The 15,461-nt window shown below is 60.5% G+C and carries 14 protein-coding genes; 3 read left to right on the plus strand and 11 right to left on the minus strand.

Annotated features, from left to right (window positions below; genetic code table 11):
• Positions 1-32: 32 nt before the first annotated feature.
• The 6 genes from ACQKKX_RS07990 to ACQKKX_RS08015 form a co-directional block, all read right to left on the minus strand.
• Positions 33-1,577, minus strand: a complete 1,545-nt coding sequence (locus ACQKKX_RS07990) for an ABC transporter substrate-binding protein (protein WP_427570015.1) — start codon at positions 1,575-1,577, stop codon at positions 33-35.
• Positions 1,578-1,606: 29 nt separating this feature from the next.
• Positions 1,607-2,449: a serine hydrolase gene (locus ACQKKX_RS07995; RefSeq protein WP_427570017.1), complete on the minus strand. Its 843-nt coding sequence runs from the start codon at positions 2,447-2,449 to the stop codon at positions 1,607-1,609.
• Positions 2,450-2,462: 13 nt separating this feature from the next.
• Complete coding sequence (locus ACQKKX_RS08000) at positions 2,463-4,097, minus strand: ABC transporter ATP-binding protein (RefSeq protein WP_427570018.1); 1,635 nt, start codon at positions 4,095-4,097, stop codon at positions 2,463-2,465.
• On the minus strand, positions 4,094-4,912 hold the full coding sequence (locus tag ACQKKX_RS08005; RefSeq protein WP_427570019.1) for an ABC transporter permease: 819 nt from the start codon (positions 4,910-4,912) through the stop codon (positions 4,094-4,096). Before ACQKKX_RS08005 ends, ACQKKX_RS08000 begins: the two co-directional genes overlap by 4 nt.
• The gene (locus tag ACQKKX_RS08010) at positions 4,909-5,853 is read right to left on the minus strand and encodes an ABC transporter permease (protein WP_427570020.1); all 945 of its coding nucleotides are present in this window, start codon (positions 5,851-5,853) and stop codon (positions 4,909-4,911) included. The genes ACQKKX_RS08005 and ACQKKX_RS08010 overlap by 4 nt, the downstream gene beginning before the upstream one ends.
• A 176-nt stretch (positions 5,854-6,029) precedes the next feature.
• Positions 6,030-6,935 carry a LysR family transcriptional regulator gene (locus tag ACQKKX_RS08015; protein WP_427570022.1) on the minus strand — a complete coding sequence of 302 codons (906 nt, stop codon included), beginning with the start codon at positions 6,933-6,935 and terminating at the stop codon, positions 6,030-6,032.
• Between the two features lie 270 nt (positions 6,936-7,205).
• Here ACQKKX_RS08015 and ACQKKX_RS08020 point away from each other — a divergent pair, with 270 nt between their 5' ends.
• The 3 genes from ACQKKX_RS08020 to ACQKKX_RS08030 all read left to right on the plus strand — a co-directional run bounded on the left by ACQKKX_RS08020 (position 7,206) and on the right by ACQKKX_RS08030 (position 10,531).
• Complete coding sequence (locus ACQKKX_RS08020) at positions 7,206-7,625, plus strand: DUF4174 domain-containing protein (protein WP_427570023.1); 420 nt, start codon at positions 7,206-7,208, stop codon at positions 7,623-7,625.
• Positions 7,626-7,835: 210 nt separating this feature from the next.
• A complete protein-coding gene (locus ACQKKX_RS08025) occupies positions 7,836-10,148 on the plus strand; it encodes a GAF domain-containing protein (protein ID WP_427570025.1) in 2,313 nt (770 codons plus the stop codon).
• A complete protein-coding gene (locus tag ACQKKX_RS08030) occupies positions 10,148-10,531 on the plus strand; it encodes a response regulator (RefSeq protein ID WP_427570026.1) in 384 nt (127 codons plus the stop codon). The genes ACQKKX_RS08025 and ACQKKX_RS08030 overlap by 1 nt, the downstream gene beginning before the upstream one ends.
• A 101-nt stretch (positions 10,532-10,632) precedes the next feature.
• On the opposite strand, the gene ACQKKX_RS08035 is transcribed toward ACQKKX_RS08030, so the two are convergent.
• The 5 genes from ACQKKX_RS08035 to ACQKKX_RS08055 form a co-directional block, all read right to left on the minus strand.
• Positions 10,633-11,613, minus strand: a complete 981-nt coding sequence (locus tag ACQKKX_RS08035; RefSeq protein ID WP_427570028.1) for a substrate-binding domain-containing protein — start codon at positions 11,611-11,613, stop codon at positions 10,633-10,635.
• Positions 11,614-11,657: 44 nt separating this feature from the next.
• A complete protein-coding gene (locus ACQKKX_RS08040; RefSeq protein ID WP_427570029.1) occupies positions 11,658-12,272 on the minus strand; it encodes a dual specificity protein phosphatase family protein in 615 nt (204 codons plus the stop codon).
• On the minus strand, positions 12,269-13,090 hold the full coding sequence (locus tag ACQKKX_RS08045; RefSeq protein WP_427570031.1) for an inositol monophosphatase family protein: 822 nt from the start codon (positions 13,088-13,090) through the stop codon (positions 12,269-12,271). Before ACQKKX_RS08045 ends, ACQKKX_RS08040 begins: the two co-directional genes overlap by 4 nt.
• A 75-nt stretch (positions 13,091-13,165) precedes the next feature.
• On the minus strand, positions 13,166-14,284 hold the full coding sequence (locus tag ACQKKX_RS08050; protein WP_427570032.1) for an ABC transporter substrate-binding protein: 1,119 nt from the start codon (positions 14,282-14,284) through the stop codon (positions 13,166-13,168).
• Positions 14,285-14,317: 33 nt separating this feature from the next.
• Positions 14,318-15,460 carry an ABC transporter ATP-binding protein gene (locus tag ACQKKX_RS08055; RefSeq protein WP_427570033.1) on the minus strand — a complete coding sequence of 381 codons (1,143 nt, stop codon included), beginning with the start codon at positions 15,458-15,460 and terminating at the stop codon, positions 14,318-14,320.
• Position 15,461 lies beyond the last annotated feature (1 nt).

Below are 15,461 nucleotides of genomic sequence, written 5' to 3' on the forward strand. Positions count from 1 at the left end.
GCCAGTATCGGTTGCCGGCGCGGCGAAAGCGATCAGTCTTCGACCGAAACTTCCCAGAGACGGGCATTCGACTGCCAGACCGGCTGTCCCTTCAGTTTCTTCGTCGCACCCCAGACATCGACCATGTCGTAAAGGAAGATGCCAGGCATCTCCTTCAGCATCAGTTCGTGGAACTCGTCGAAGATTTTCTGACGTTTTTCCTGATCGGCCTCGGCATAAGCGGCATTCATCAGCTCGACGGCCTTCGGATCGTCCCACATCAGGGAGGCGTTCTTGTCCTTGTTGCCGACATAGAAGGAATACATCAGCGCCGGATCGAGACGTGGCGCAACCGACTGCGAAATGACCTGATAATTGCCGGAACGGCGACGATCGACCTGCGTGGCATAATCCAGCACTTCGATCTGTACGTTGAGGCCTGCCTGCTGCATCATGGCCTGTGCCATGACGGCCGCCGGGAAGCTCGGCACGTTGCCGCGCTTGTTGGCAATGATCGAGATCGGCTCGCCCTTGTAACCGGCAGCGGCCAGTTCCTTCCTGGCGGCCTCGATGTCGTAAGGCAGGCGCGTCTTCTGGGTCTCGTTAAAATAGACGCTGTCCTGCGATACCATCGAGCCATTCGCCTCGCCGGTGCCGTTCGAAGCGGCTGCAACCAGTTCATCGAGATCGAGCGCCATGGCCATGGCGCGACGGACGCCCGGATTACTCAGAACCTTGTCGCGCGTCTGGATGTAAAACAGGTTCTTGCCGTTGTTGCGCGAAACGATCAGCTGCGTCTTGTCGTTGGACTTGAATTCGGGGATCAGGTCCGGTGAAATTTCGGCGGTATCGAGCACGCCGGATTCGAGACCGGCCTTCACGGTCGAGGCATCAGGGATAACCATGAACTTGATGCCGTCCGCAAGCGGTCGCTTCGAACCGACCATGCCGTCCGGCTTGCCGTCATTCTGCGGCGAGACGTAATCGGCGAATTTTGCAAGGTGAATATATTCGCCCTTCTTCCATTCGTCCCACTGGAACGGCCCGGTGCCGATCGGCTTGACGAAACTGCCGTCGGCGGAAATCGAGTCCGGCGAAATCATGCCTGTATACCCGCATTCGGGGCGCGACATCAGGCCGAGGAAAACGGCGGACGGCTTTTCGAGCGTGATGTTGACGGTTGCCGCATCCACAGCCTTCACCCCGGCGACCGGCGCAGCACCACCTTTGGCAAAATCGTTGAGGCAGGTCCACTTGGTCTCGGGCTTGAGATAACGCGTCCAGTTCCAGGCGACGTCCTCGGCCGTCATCGTCTTGCCGTTGTGAAATTTCACGTCGGTGCGCAGCTTGAACGTATAGGTGAGGCCATCGGCGGAGGTTTCGAAGCTTTGCGCCAGAAGCGGCTTCACCTCACCGCTATTATTGTAGCCGACGAGGCCTTCGACGATGTGCAGAATGACGCCATCCGTATTGCCGTCGCGGTTGACACCGGGATTGGCGCTGCGCAGGTCGGAACTCTGCGCAATGGTGATGTCGCGCGCCAGTGCCACGCCGGACATAACAAGCAGAGCCGTGCCTGCCAGAAGAAGCTTTTTCATTGTTCTACCCTCTTTTGCCATTGTTATTTTCATGACTGAAATCCAGCCCAGCAAGCCTGCGCCAACCGGCCGATCGTCTCTAGCGAAAGCGTATAGCCCGGCGTCCCGTCGGCCATGACCTGCGGCACGTCGTCGGTATAGGCGGTGATGATGAAGAAGGGGGCGCCATCCTTGTAAACAATGCCGGCATCCATACGACCACGCTTGCCGCGCCCACTCTTGCTGGCGACGACAGCCTCGAATGGCAAACGCGACCGGATGCCGTAGCGCAGGATCTGGTGTTTAAGCGTTTCCATGGCGAAGGCGCACAGGTCCGCGCTGCAGCCGAGCCGGTTCTGTGCCTCGGCTGAAGATTGCGCATCGAGAATGGTCTGCAGCAGAAGCACCTGATCGGCGGCCGAAGTCGTCGTCACCGTCGTCAACGCATGATCGGCCGGCAGCGCAAGCGGCGGAATGAGGAAACGGTGATGGGTGTTGGCCATGCCGAGCGCCTTGCAATAACCGTCCACCTCTTCCAGTGTCAGCCGCTCCAGCACCATTTTCGTGCAGACATTGTCGCTCAGCGTCATCATGCCCGTGATCGCGTCACGCAGCGAAATAACGATGCCCGGCGTCATATAGCGGAACATGCCGCTCGCCACTTCCTCCGCCAGCCTTTTCTCGTAGGTGACCGGTTCATCAAGATCGAGACGGCCCTCGTTTGCTGCCTTGAGCGCCGCCATCATGATCGACGTCTTGCGGGTGCTGCCGGACGGCGTTTCCTCATCGGCGCCACGCCGGATTTCCTCGCCGGTCAGCAGGTTGCGCACCATGAAGCGGGTGACGAATGGCTGTGCATCGCAGATTGCGGAAAGCTGGTCGGAAATGGTCATCGTGTTCATCCTGTTAGAGCCCCTCTTCAAGACGCCATTTGAGCGTCACGCCGCCACGCTCGTTCTGGTCGAGGGCGGGAATGGCCGAGAGGAGACGGCGGGTGTAATCCTGCTGCGGGTTGTCGAAGATCGTGTCGCGATCACCCTCTTCGATGATGCGGCCGTCCTGCATGACGACGACACGATCGGCTACCTGCTCGACCACGCCGAGATCATGACTGATGAAGAGGCAGGAAAAGCCGTAACGCTTCTGCAGATCGGAGAAGAGATCAAGCACCTGCGCGCGGACCGTCACATCGAGCGCAGAAACCGGTTCGTCGGCGATGAGAAAGCGGGGCCGGCGGGCAATCGCGCGGGCAATGGCCACCCGCTGACGCTGACCGCCGGATAGCTCGTGCGGATAACGGCTGGCATAATCGTCATTGAGGCCGACCTCTTCCAGCGTTTCCAGCGCCCGTTTGCGTTTTGCCTCCGTGTCCAGATCGGGAACTAGACGAAGCGCCTCCTCGACCAGTGCCAGGATCGTCATGCGCGGATCGAGCGAGGAATACGGGTCTTGGAACACCATCTGGCAGTTCATCCGGTAATCCTGCCAATCCTCGTCGCGGGAACGTCCTTGGAAACGGATATCGCCTTCGCTTTCCTTCACCAGACCGGCGATCGTGCGGCCAAGCGTGGTCTTGCCCGAACCGGAGCCGCCGACAAGCGCCACGACCTCGCCCTCGTGGATATCGATGCTGACGCCGTGCAGGGCGCGTTTGGATTTCGCCTTCTTCAGCAGGGATTTGCGACCGGCATAATCGACGACGACGTTCTGGGCCGAGACCATCGGCCGTTTTGATTTGTCGAGCGCCCGGACCTCTCCACGGAAGGGCAGCGAGGACAGCAGCTTTTTCGTATAGGCATGCTGCGGGGCATCCAGCAGATCTTCCGTGCGCCCCTGTTCGACGATCGCGCCTTGTTCCATCACGACGATGCGGCTCGTATAACGCGCCACCATCGGCAGGTCATGGCTGATCAGCAGAACGGCGGTGCCTTCGGCCCGCGTCAGCTCCACCATCAGTTCCATGACATCGCGCTGGATGACCGCATCGAGCGCCGTTGTCGGTTCGTCGGCGATCAGCAGCGCCGGTTTCAGCAGCATGACCGAAGCCAGCATGATGCGCTGACGCATGCCGCCGGAAAACTCGTGCGGATAGGCAGCAAGCGCACCTTCCGGCTCGCGGATGCCGACACGCTTCAACATGTCGAGAATACGGGCGCGACGTTCTTCGGGCGAGAGTTTTGTATGGAGGATCAGTCCTTCCTCCAACTGCCGGCCGATCGTCATCGACGGGTTGAGCGAGGTCATCGGCTCCTGGAAAACGACCCCGATTTCGGCACCGCGCAGATGCCGAAGCTCCCTATCCTTCATCGTCAGGACATCGCGGCCCTTGTAGCGGACAGAACCACCCGTAACCTTGATGGCCGGAGGCAGAAGCGAGATCAGCGCACGGGTGGCCAGCGTCTTGCCGGAGCCGCTTTCTCCGACGATGCCAAAGATTTCGCCCGCCGCGATGTCGAAGGAAATGCCCTTGACCACTTCGATACCGGTATGTGCGACTTCGAGCGAGAGGCCGCGAACGCTCAGCAACGTGTTGTCTGTCATTTCAGGCCCCTCATGCGCGGGTCGAGGCGGTCGCGAAGGGCGTCGCCGAGAAGGTTGATGCCGAGCAGGGTCAACGCGATGCAGATGCCCGGAAACAGTCCGAGCCAGACGGCCTGCTGAATGAAGGGACGGCCCGCGGCCAGCATGTTGCCCCATGTGGGGGCTGGCGGCGGCACGCCGAGGCCGAGGAAGGAAAGCGCGCTTTCCGAAAGGATCGCCCAGCCGAACATCGACGTGGCCAGCACGGTGATGGGTGCGAGGCAATTGGGCAGGACGTGACGGAACAGCGTGAACAGTTCACCATTGCCCATCACCCGCGAGGCTTCGATGAACTCGCGTTCGCGCAGCGACAGGACGGCGCCACGCACCACACGCGCCATGGACGGGGTATAGGCAATGCCGAGCGCAAAAATGATGCCGTACTGGTTGGCGCCGAACACGGCGAGCAGGCCAAGGGCCAGAAGAATGCCGGGAAAGGCAAGAAGGGCATTGTTGATGGCCATGATGACGCCATCGATCCAGCCGCGCGCATAACCGCTGACAAGGCCGATCAGCGTGCCGCATATGGTGGCGAAACCGACGGTCAGAAATCCGATCCAGACGCTGGCCTGCGCGCCGACCATCAACCGGCTCAGCACATCGCGGCCAAATTCGTCGGTGCCGAGCAGATGCAAGGCGCTCGGTCCGGCAAGACGGGCGGTGAAGGACAGCTTCATCGGATCGAACGGCGTCCAGACGAGACCGAGGGCGGCGGTGGCCAGAAGCACGGCGATCAGAAAGCCGCCGATAAGGCCATTGAGAGTAAGCTTTTTCATTCGGCGACCACCCGCGGATCGAACAGGGGATAGAGCAAGTCAACAATCAGATTGACCAGCACATAGGACAGGGCCACGAACAACAGGCAGCCCTGGATCACCGGGTAATCACGGGCAAAAATGCTGTCGACCATGAGGCGACCAAGGCCGGGAATGGTGAAGACCGTCTCGATGACCGCGATGCCGCCGAGCAGATTGCCGAGGATGAGGCCGATCATCGTCCATGTCGGACCAAAGGCGTTCTTGAATGCATGCCGCCACAGGACGGCGCTTTCCGACAGACCCTTGGCGCGCGCATGGGTGATATAGTCGAGACGAAGCACTTCCAGTGTCGAGGCGCGTGCCATGCGGATCAGCACGCCCGCCTCGTGAATGACCAGCGTCATTACCGGGAGGACGAGATAAAGCAGGCCGCCGACGACATTGTCGCCGATCGAGACATAACCCAGCACAGGCAACCAGCCGAGCTTGAGTCCGAAGAACAGCAGCAAAAGCAGGCCAAGCCAGAAGGTCGGGATGGACAGAAGCACGGTTGCGGTGCCGACCAACGCGAGATCCGTCGCGCTGTTTTGCCGCCAGGCAGCAATGACACCGGCGGGCACGGCGATCAGGCTTGCCAGCAGAACGGCAATTACTACGATTTCGGCGCTGACGATGAAGCGAGAGACAACGAGCGGCAGAACCGCCTCATCATTGACGATGGAGCGCCCGAAATCGCCCTGAATGACATTGCCCGCCCAGATGGCGAATTGCTGCGGCATCGACTTGTCGAGGCCAAGTTCGGTGCGCATGGCGGCGATCTGATCCGGTTGGGCCATGTCGCCCAGCATCAGGGCAGCGGGATCACCGGGAATGAAGCGGATCAGCGCAAAGACCGTGATCGAGACAAGCACGATCGTCGGCAGCGCCATCAACAGACGGCTCAGGATAAATCTCAGCATTGTTTCCCCACGATTGATGACGGCTTTCCGTTCCGTCAGCATCGGTTTCATTAACGGGAACTATGACGAGATGATTCCGGATGCGCAATATTATGCGCTTTCATCATATGTCTATGCGCTACACATGGCTGAGAAACGCGCATGTGGAGGCAGACTTCTCTGCTTATGCACAGCTTTCACTCGACATTCTGGGAAAGTTCGATCTGCCTCTGCAGGGCATGGCTCAGAGCTCGTGCAGCGATGGAAAGCGGGAAGCCTGCCGCTCTCGCCAGGCCGAAATCCTGGGTGGATTGGGGTACGAAAGGTCGCTGGACGATCGGAAGATGATGATAGAGATTGGCGTAAAAACTGCTGATGATCGAAACGCCCAAGCCCTGCGCGACATAAGCGCAGGCCGAACTGTTCGTATGGGTCTCGATCTTGACCAGTTGCTTGACGCCAGCCTTTGCGAATTGCTGGTCAAGCGCCATACGGTTGGGCCTCTGCCGGCCGATGAGAATGAGCGGTACGTTGCGCAGATCCTTCGCCGAGATCTGCTCGAGCTTGGCAAGCGGATGCTCTTTTGGGACGACGCAGACGCTTTTGCCGCTGGCAACCTTGTCTATCTCGATCCCGGGACCAGTCTCGCCTTCCATGCGCAGAAAACCCAGATCAATTACCCGTTCTCCCACCAGTTTATTGATAGCTGTCGTGGTCTCGAAAAAGGTCTCTATGCGTACGCCCGGAAAATCACGGATGTAGTCAACGAGCATGGCCGGCGCGAAATTTTCCCACATGCTGCTGGGCAATCCAATGCGGACGATCTCGGGGCCGGAAGCGCCGCTGCGCAAATCTTCCGCATGGCCGGACATGCGCTCGACCGCGAGCAGGACGTTTTCTGCGTCGCGACCAAGAGCGATTGCTTCGGGCGTCGCGATCAGGCGCCCCTTGTCGCGCGAAAACAGCGTGATTGAAAGCTCCCGCTCCAGCTGCTGCAACAGGCGGCTGACGCCGGACTGGCTGAGGTTCATCGCCTTTGCCGCAGCGATCGTCGAGCCGGTGGCAAGAAGTGTGCGCAAAACCTCCAGCTGCCTCATGTTCATCGTGCGCACAACCTGACCTCACATCGTTGGTGATAACGAGACAACCCTCCGTTCGCCGAAACCGGATCGGTTGCCCGCTGCCACCTTGGACAAGAACCACGTTCAAGGGAAGACGTCTCCAGCAAGCCTCCGTTCTTTGGGCGATGGGTCGTCTTGTCCGGGTAGGGAATAAGACGTCGTGGCCGGAGCGATGGCCGATCTGCGGCTGGGACGAGCTTCAGTCGGAACCGAGCTGCCCCATGGTCGTTGTAGACTGGAAGGAGACCGGACATGAAAAAGTTCTTGATCGCAGCAGCGATGGTTCTGGCCGCCGCAACACAGGGAAACGCCATGGATAGTCTGTCGCAGTTCGACTGGAGCAAACGTGTGCTGGTTTTGTTCGGCGACCCGCAGAACGGAAAGCTTCAGGAGCAGGTGCGCCTGTTGAGGGAGCAGAAGACGGGGCTTGCGGAGCGGGAGATGGTCGTCCTTCAGGTTTCCGGCAACGACGTGCACGTCGTCTTCGGTGATGCCAAGCCCGTCAATGCAGGCCAGCTCAGAACGGAGGCAGACGCCGAAAGCGACGGCTTCGAGGCCGTTCTTGTCGGAAAGGACGGCGGTGTGAAACTGAGAAGCAAACAGGTCGTCAGCGATGTCGAGATGTTCGATCTGATCGACAGGATGCCGATGCGCAGAGCGGGCCGCGGTTGACGCGCATGAATTGACGCGACCGAACCTCCTATGTTCTGAACATATGAGAACCGAACGCGCTGGGAGCCCATCCGCTACTTCGGTCCTGCGGGAATAAGGAATGCTTGCGGTCAGCTGCCCGCGCGGAACATTCTAACTGAGCCTGCGTTCCTGACCGCTACGCACGATCCCTTTTTCCGAATATCAGACCCGTTCAAGGTTCATCACAGTTTGCCGAACAGATCAAAACGCATTCGCGCCGTCCGAAACGCCGGACTGTTTGAGCCCCATCATCGCTCGGAATTCGATGACATCGTGGAAACGGTCAAGAAGGCGCTCCGCTGCCCCGTCGCCATTGTCTCCATCCTGGACGAGGACCGCCAGGTTTTTGCTGCGCATGTTGGCCTGCCGACGGGCTGGGCCGAGCGTGGCGAAACACCGCTGACCCATTCCTTCTGTCAGCATGTCGTCGATGACAGGAAGCCGTTTGTTGTCGACGATGCCACGATGCACCAGCGGGTTCGCGACAACCTCGCCATCCGCGATCTCGGGGTGATTTCCTACATGGGCGTACCCGTATCCCTGCCGGACGGTACGATCATCGGCGCGGTCGCTGCGATTGACGGAAGACCCCGGGAGTGGTCACAGGCCGAATTGGATCTGCTGACCCAGTTCGGAAAGCTCGCCAGCAATCATATCGCCAACCTGATTTCCGATCGTCGCTGGAGCCATCTCTTCCAGCGCCTGGAGGAAGGCATCATCCAGGGGACCGTGATCCGGGATGCTGCGGGAACGGTTGTCGACTGGCGCTATGACCAAGTTAATCCGGCATGGGCAGAGCTTGTCGGCGTTCCTGTTGAGTTGGCAACCGGCAACACCATTCGCAATGTCTTTCCCGGAATCGAGGATGACTGGATTGCGGACGCCGCCATGGTCGTGGAGACCGGGACTTCCAAACGCTTCACTCGCCGTGTCGGCACGATCGATCGCTGGTTCGATGGCTATGTGCAGGCAACAGGCGACGATACGTTCGTTATCATGTTTCTTGAGGTCACGGACCGGGTGGCGGCGGCCGAAGCCTTGCGACGGAGCGAGGAACAGTTGCGGCTGCTTGTCGAGGGCGCCAAGGATTATGCAATCCTGACGGTAGACCTCGATGGAAAAATCGCTGCTTGGTTTGGTGGCGCGCAGGAAACTTTCGGCCGAAGTGAAGCCGAGATGTTAGGACGGCCGTTTGCCGAGATCTTCACGACCGAAGATCGGGAGCGCGACGTCCCGGCAAACGAGCTTGCCACGGCTGCACGGGAGGGTGTTTCGGTCGACAGGCGGTGGCACGCGCGCGCCGATGGAAGCCGGGTCTTTCTTGACGGAACGGTCCGACCCCTGCTCTCGGGTTCCGGTGGCGAGATTCGCGGTTACATCAAGATTGCGCGCAATGCGACACTTGAAAAGCAATCGCAAGACAGACAGCTCGCCTTTCTCAAGCTCGGGGACCGGATCCGGGAACTGCACACGGTCACCGAGGTCGCCTTCGCGGCATCGGAAACCATGGCACAAAACCTTGTGGGAGCGACCCGTGCCGGCTACGGCGTGGTCGATCCCATTGCAGAAACGGTACAGATGCTGCCGGGCTGGTGCGCGCCCAAAATCGCGCCCATCGCCGGATTGCATCACTTTCGTGAATACGGCAGCTTCATAGACGATCTGAAACGGGGCGAGAACATCATCATTCCCGACGTGGCCCTAGACCCGCGCACCGCGGCTTCCGCGGACATGTTCGGACGGATTGCCGTAGCGACCCTGGTCAACCTTCCCATCATGGAGCACGGCGTCTTTGTTGGCGTCATGTTCGTTCACTATGACAAGCCCCATGAATTTACAGCCGAAGAACGGGATTTCGTCCGGACGGTCGCAGATCGCACGCGCGAGGCTGTGTCCCGTATCCGTGCCCAGGAAGACCAGCAGATCCTCAACCATGAAATCGGCCACCGCCTGAAAAACACGATGGCCATGGTCCAGGCAATTGCAACGCAGACGCTGAGGCCTGTGACGGACCGCGGTCCTGTCGAGGCTTTTACCAGTCGGCTCCACGCTTTGTCGAAAGCCCATGAAGTACTTCTCGGCCAGGACTGGTCTTCGGCGCGTATCGTCCAGGTCACGGACAGCGTGCTCAACCAGCTCGCGCTGCCGGACCGTTACAGGATAGAAGGTCCCGATCTGGAGCTTGGTCCGCGGACCGCGCTTTCTCTCGCGCTGCTCATGCATGAACTTGGCACCAATGCACTGAAATATGGCGCATGGTCGTGCGACACGGGCATCGTCTCCGTGTCATGGAAAACGGAGGCCGCCAACGGCGACAGCACGCTTGTCCTCACCTGGACGGAAACAAACGGGCCGCCGGTCGCGGCGCCGTCCGGCAAGGGGTTCGGATCGCGGCTGATCAGGCTTGGCCTGATGGGAACGGGCGGTGTGGAAATCAGTTACGACCCATCGGGCCTGAAAGTCGAAATGCGAGGATTGGTTTCACAGTTGCGGCAGTCATGATGAGCGTAAACCCCATTTCCAATCGTTCGGCCGTCATCCTTGTGGTGGAAGACGAGCCGCTCTTGCGCCTTGCGGCCCTCGATTTGATCGAAATGGCCGGGTTCGAAGCGATCCCGGCTTCCGATGCGACGGAAGCCGTTTCGATCCTGGAAGCACGGGACGATATTCGCATCGTGATGACCGACGTCGATATGCCGCGCGGGGTGGATGGCATGCGCCTGGCCGCAATCATTCGCGACCGGTGGCCGCCGATCAAGGTGATCATCGTATCGGGGCACGTGGAAGATCCTGGCGACAAGATCCCGGCCGAGACGGTGTTTTTCTCCAAACCCTATCGCGAGGAGCAGATCATCGAAACCATACAGGCGATGATCACCGCCTGATGCTTCGGCCCGACGCGTCGCGACCCTGATCGACAAAGGTCGGCATCGACAGGTTGCCCGACGGGCGGGATCATTACCCGTTCCATCGGCTGTCTATCGACTTACAGTCCCTGGCGCGGGCGAACCGTCTTTCGCCATACGGGAAACGCCCTGAATGTCGCCAGGTACGGACCGTCCCGCTCGTTCAGTCCGGCGGCCAGGCGCTGTACGATCGCCTCCGCCATTTCCTCGATCGGCTGGCGAAACGTCGTGATCGCGTATCCTTCCCAACTGGCCTGCTCGATATCATCGAACCCGACGACGCAAAGGTCTTCCGGAACTTTCAGATTGAAATCGCTTCGTGCGACATCGAGAAAGCCGCAAGCCAGAAGGTCGGTAACGCAGAAGACCGCATCCGGTTGGCTTGCGCTGGGAAGCAGACGCCGCGCCGCTTCGGCACCGCTTCGGTAGCTTGTCGGTCCGACCTTCACCACCTGCGGCGGCGCGAAACCGGCTTTTTCCAGTATCGTGCAGAACAGTTTTTCGCGCGCCAGGAGGCTGGGAGACTCGTTCGTGGAAGAGACGATGGCAAAGCTTCGGCAGCCGGCGCGGGTCAGCATGTGACAGGCATCGCTCATAGCGGTCTCGTGATCGAGATCTATATGGTCCGCCTCCTCGATCTGGCCCTGCCGGTTGATGAGGATCACATGCTGGCCGCTTTCGATACAGGTGCGAACAAGTGAGACCGGCGGCGCGCCGGAAAGCACGATCGTGGCGGATGCCCGATAATTCAGCGTCTGGTGCAGGGCGGCGCGTGAATCGGCTTCGCTGCCCGCGGTGTTGATCACCATCGCCGCCCTGCCTGCCGCCTGTATGCGCCGCGTGAGCGCTTCAAGAAGCGCCGACTGGTAAGGCGCTTGCAAGTCTCCGCCGAGAATGCAGATCGGCCGGCTTTTCTCCTGAGAAAGGCCGCGCGCCAGATGATTGACGTGATAATTCAGCTCCTCGGCCGCCGCCAGAACCTTGCGGCGCGTCTCTTCGGACACGCTTGCGCCATCGGTGAATGTGCGCGAGACGGCGGAGCGGGAAACCCCTGCCCGCATTGCCACCTCGCTTGCGCTGGCAAAATTCGATGGCGGTCGCCTTGTCATGCGACCGCACGGCTGTTTGCGGTCTCGATCAGCCGGATCATCGCCGCCGAGCGCTCGACGGCCTCGATCAGCGCCGGCTTCGGTGTCTCGAACCACTCGTCGGGACGCAGTTCGCGGCGCACCCGTACATGGTCGATGGCGGATGATAGCGTCGGATAGACTTCCGGCAGTTCCATATGCAGGAACAGGGCGACGATCGCCACCGAACGGCTGCGGCCGGCGCGGCAATTGACGAGAACATTCCCCTTGTCGCGGTTCGGGTAGGAGGCCCTTTGCGGAAACGACTGGTCGAGCGCACCGCGCAGAAGGTAATAGCCGGCAAGCAGCATCGTATCGGCATTGCCGGCATCATCGACAAGCCCGAGTTTGTAATAGCGCAGGAAACCGGAGCCGGACACGACCCGTCCGTCCTCGTCCGTACGGCCCTCACCCACCATGTTGATGTCGAGATTGACGGCGCAGTTGACGACGACCTTGATTCCGTGCCGTTCCAGAAGCGCCGGACTGCTGGCCGCCTCGCGGCCGCCGATATAGAGATCGATGCCGCGGCCGGGCAGGTTCTCCTCGATCAGACTGAGATGTGGACGGTCGTAGCGTGGGGCAGCGCTCATGCGGCTTCTCCCTTTTCGATATCCGGCGCGATCGCAATCCGCATGGCCGCGGAAAATTCGGCGGCAATGCCGGGAGCAGCGGCAAAGATCACGCCGCCGGTCAGCAATTCGCTCTCGCTTGCCGGATAAGTGCCGGTCACCCCGCCAGCCTCCCGGACCATCAGCAGGCCGGCAAGGCAGTCCCAGGCATTCATATAGTATTCGGCGTAACCATCAGTGCGGCCCTCCGCGACCCAGGCGATGGCAAGGGCGCCGGATGCGCCGCGGCGGATATTGGCGCCGCGGCCTAGCACCCGTTCCTGCGCAGCCAGATATTCGCCAGCCTCGACGCGTGTCGACCAGCCGATCTCGACAGAAGCTGTGCCGATGGCGGCGGTTGCGGCAACTGCGATCGGCGCGCCGTTCTTCGTGGCGCCATGACCTTTACGGGCAAAATAGAGTTCGCCGGAGGCGGGATTGAAGATCGCGCCGAGCAATGTCTCGCCGCGTTCACGGTACGCGATCGACACACAGAAATGCGGGATGCCGCGGGCAAAATTGGCGGTACCGTCGATCGGATCGATAACCCACAGCCGCTCCGACAGCTTTCCGCCACCCTCCTCGCCCAGAATGCCGTCATCCGGGAACGCTTCGGTGATTTCCGCGCGGACATGGCTTTCGACTGCGCCATCAGCTTCGGTCAGAAAGTCCTGGTGGCCCTTGAGGGTAAAATCGCCGGGTTTGCGGGTACGGAATGCATCAAACGCCAGCGCGCCGGCGGAGGCGGCGACTGCGCGTAAGAAAGTTTCACGGTGGTCCAGATCATCAACGGTGGGCATGGGTTCTTTCGGCCGATAGGGGACGGGGCGTCGCGTCGGCGAGCCCCATCTGATTCACGATGGAATATGCGGTGATTACTTCTTGTAGTTCAAGGACCAGAGATCCTGCCAATCCTGGCGCGCTTCCCAGTCAGCGCCACCGGTTGAGGCATCGTAGGCCAGCAATTGGTCACGAACCTTGCCGACGCCGGACGGTTCTTTGTCAGGCAGACCGATCGTGGTGTTGGTCGACATCTTGCCGTCCTTGGCCTGCGGCGCGATGCCTTCGGCCGTCATCATGTAACGGATGAATAGCTTTGCCGCATTCGGGCTCTTGGTGCCGGAAGCAATCAGGCCGAGCGAAGGATAGGTCCAGCCGGAAAACGGAGACAAACCGGCGCAAAGACCGAGTTTCATGCCGTCCTTGTTGTCGCGATACTTGGCTGTGCTGACGAGACCGACAAAGCTTTCCTTGGTGTCCGGCGCGCCGATCGATTCGGCCGCGGCGCCGTCGGAATCGGTCAGAAGCGGGCTGTTGGCGGCAAGCGCCTTCACCCATGCAGCAGTTGCGCTGTCTTCATCCGTCTGCAACGGCTTGCCGTATTGCGCCTGATAGGCGTCTGCGACAGCCTTGTCGGCATGCATGGCCAGTTGGTTGAACCAGTCGGTGTAGGAGGGCTTGCCGACCGGATCCTGCATCGCAACCTTGCCCTTCCACTCGGCTTCGGTCAGTTGCCAGATATTGGTGACCGGGCACTTGTCGTGCAGAGCGGTATTGTAGGTCCAGACATTCGGCGCCAGAACGATCGTCAGCGGATCCTGATAAATCGACGGAATGTCCTTGGCCAGATCAGCCGGCAACCAGCTTTTGGCATAACCCTTGGCAACGATCTGCGACAGCGCGGCCGGCGCATCAGCGAGAATGACGACGTCGGCCTTGACGTTATTGGCCTGCGCTTCGCGAATAACGATCTCAAGCGTTTCAGGTGCCCCGGATTTTACACCCGTCGCCTTCACGCCGTATTTTTCGGAAAAGGCCTTGGCCTGTTCAACGATCTTGCCGGTGGAATCGTAAACGGTGATCGGCGCTTCCTGTTTGGCGGCTTCGATCGTCGCGTTGAGATCGAAAGCCTCTTCGGCGCCAGCGCTGGTGGCCCCCAAAAGGACGGTAGTGGAAAGCATCAGGGAGGAAATCAGAGTACGGGAAATTCTCATTGGTATTCCTTTGAGTGACGAAACAGGGGGAGGTTATGCGGGTAAAAGTGCCGCCCGGCTGATGCCGACTGGCTGTGCCGCGCGTTCGGCGCGGATCTCATTGGCCTCGATGCGCCGGCCCGTCGCATCGAACAGATGCAGACCCTCCGGCAGGGCAAAACACGTGACCATATCGCCGGGCCTTGCGATCGGCCGCAGATGCGTGGCGTGAAACACACGCTCCGTGCCCAGCGAAAACTCCAAGATCCAGCTGCCACCCGTCGGCATGACGCTTTCGAGCCGCAGTGCCCCCAGAGGCACCGCATCGGCACCGGGTGCAAGCGTGATCTCTTCAGGCCGGATGCCGACAGCGCTTGCACCGGAAAGTGCCCGTTCGCCGAACAGCCGCGTGGCCAGACCGCCATGCGGAGAGTTGCCGCCGAGTTCAACCATGTTGATCGGCGGGTTACCGATGAACTCGGCCACGAACCGGTTGACGGGCCGCGAATAGATATCGTCCGGCGCACCGACCTGCTGCAGGCGGCCGCCGTTCATCACGGCAATTGTGGTCGCCAGCGTCATCGCTTCCCACTGGTCGTGAGTGACGAAAACGATCGTCGTGCGGAATTCTTCGTGCAGGCGACGCAGCTCTGCACGCATTTCGAGCCTCAGCGCGGCGTCGAGATTGGATAGCGGTTCGTCGAGAAGCAGGACATCCGGGTTGACGGCCAGCATGCGAGCGAGCGCCACCCGCTGCTGCTGGCCGCCGGAAAGCTGTGAGGGATAGCGTTTGGCATAATCACGAATGCGCAGCTTCTCCATCACGTCATTCACCTTGGCGCGGCGTTCCGCATCGGGCAGCTTGCGCAGGCGAAGACCGAAATCGATATTGCGCTCGACCGTCATGTGCGGCCACAGCGCGTAGGACTGGAAGACGAGGCCGAGACGACGCTGCTCCGGGGGAACGAAAATGCCGGCGGGCATGCTGTCGACCACGCGCGACCCAATGGCGATCTGCCCACCGCTCAAGTGCTCGAGGCCGGCAATCATCCGCAGCGTCGTCGTCTTGCCGCAGCCGGATGGGCCCAGCAGGCACATGAATTCGCCGTCGGCGATCGTCAGGTTGAGGTCCGCGACGGCCGCCTGGCCGCCGCCCGGATAGTTCTTGGATACGTGGCTGAGGGTGATATCGGGCATG

This window comes from Neorhizobium sp. NPDC001467, from assembly GCF_050275975.1.
Lineage (GTDB): Bacteria > Pseudomonadota > Alphaproteobacteria > Rhizobiales > Rhizobiaceae > Neorhizobium.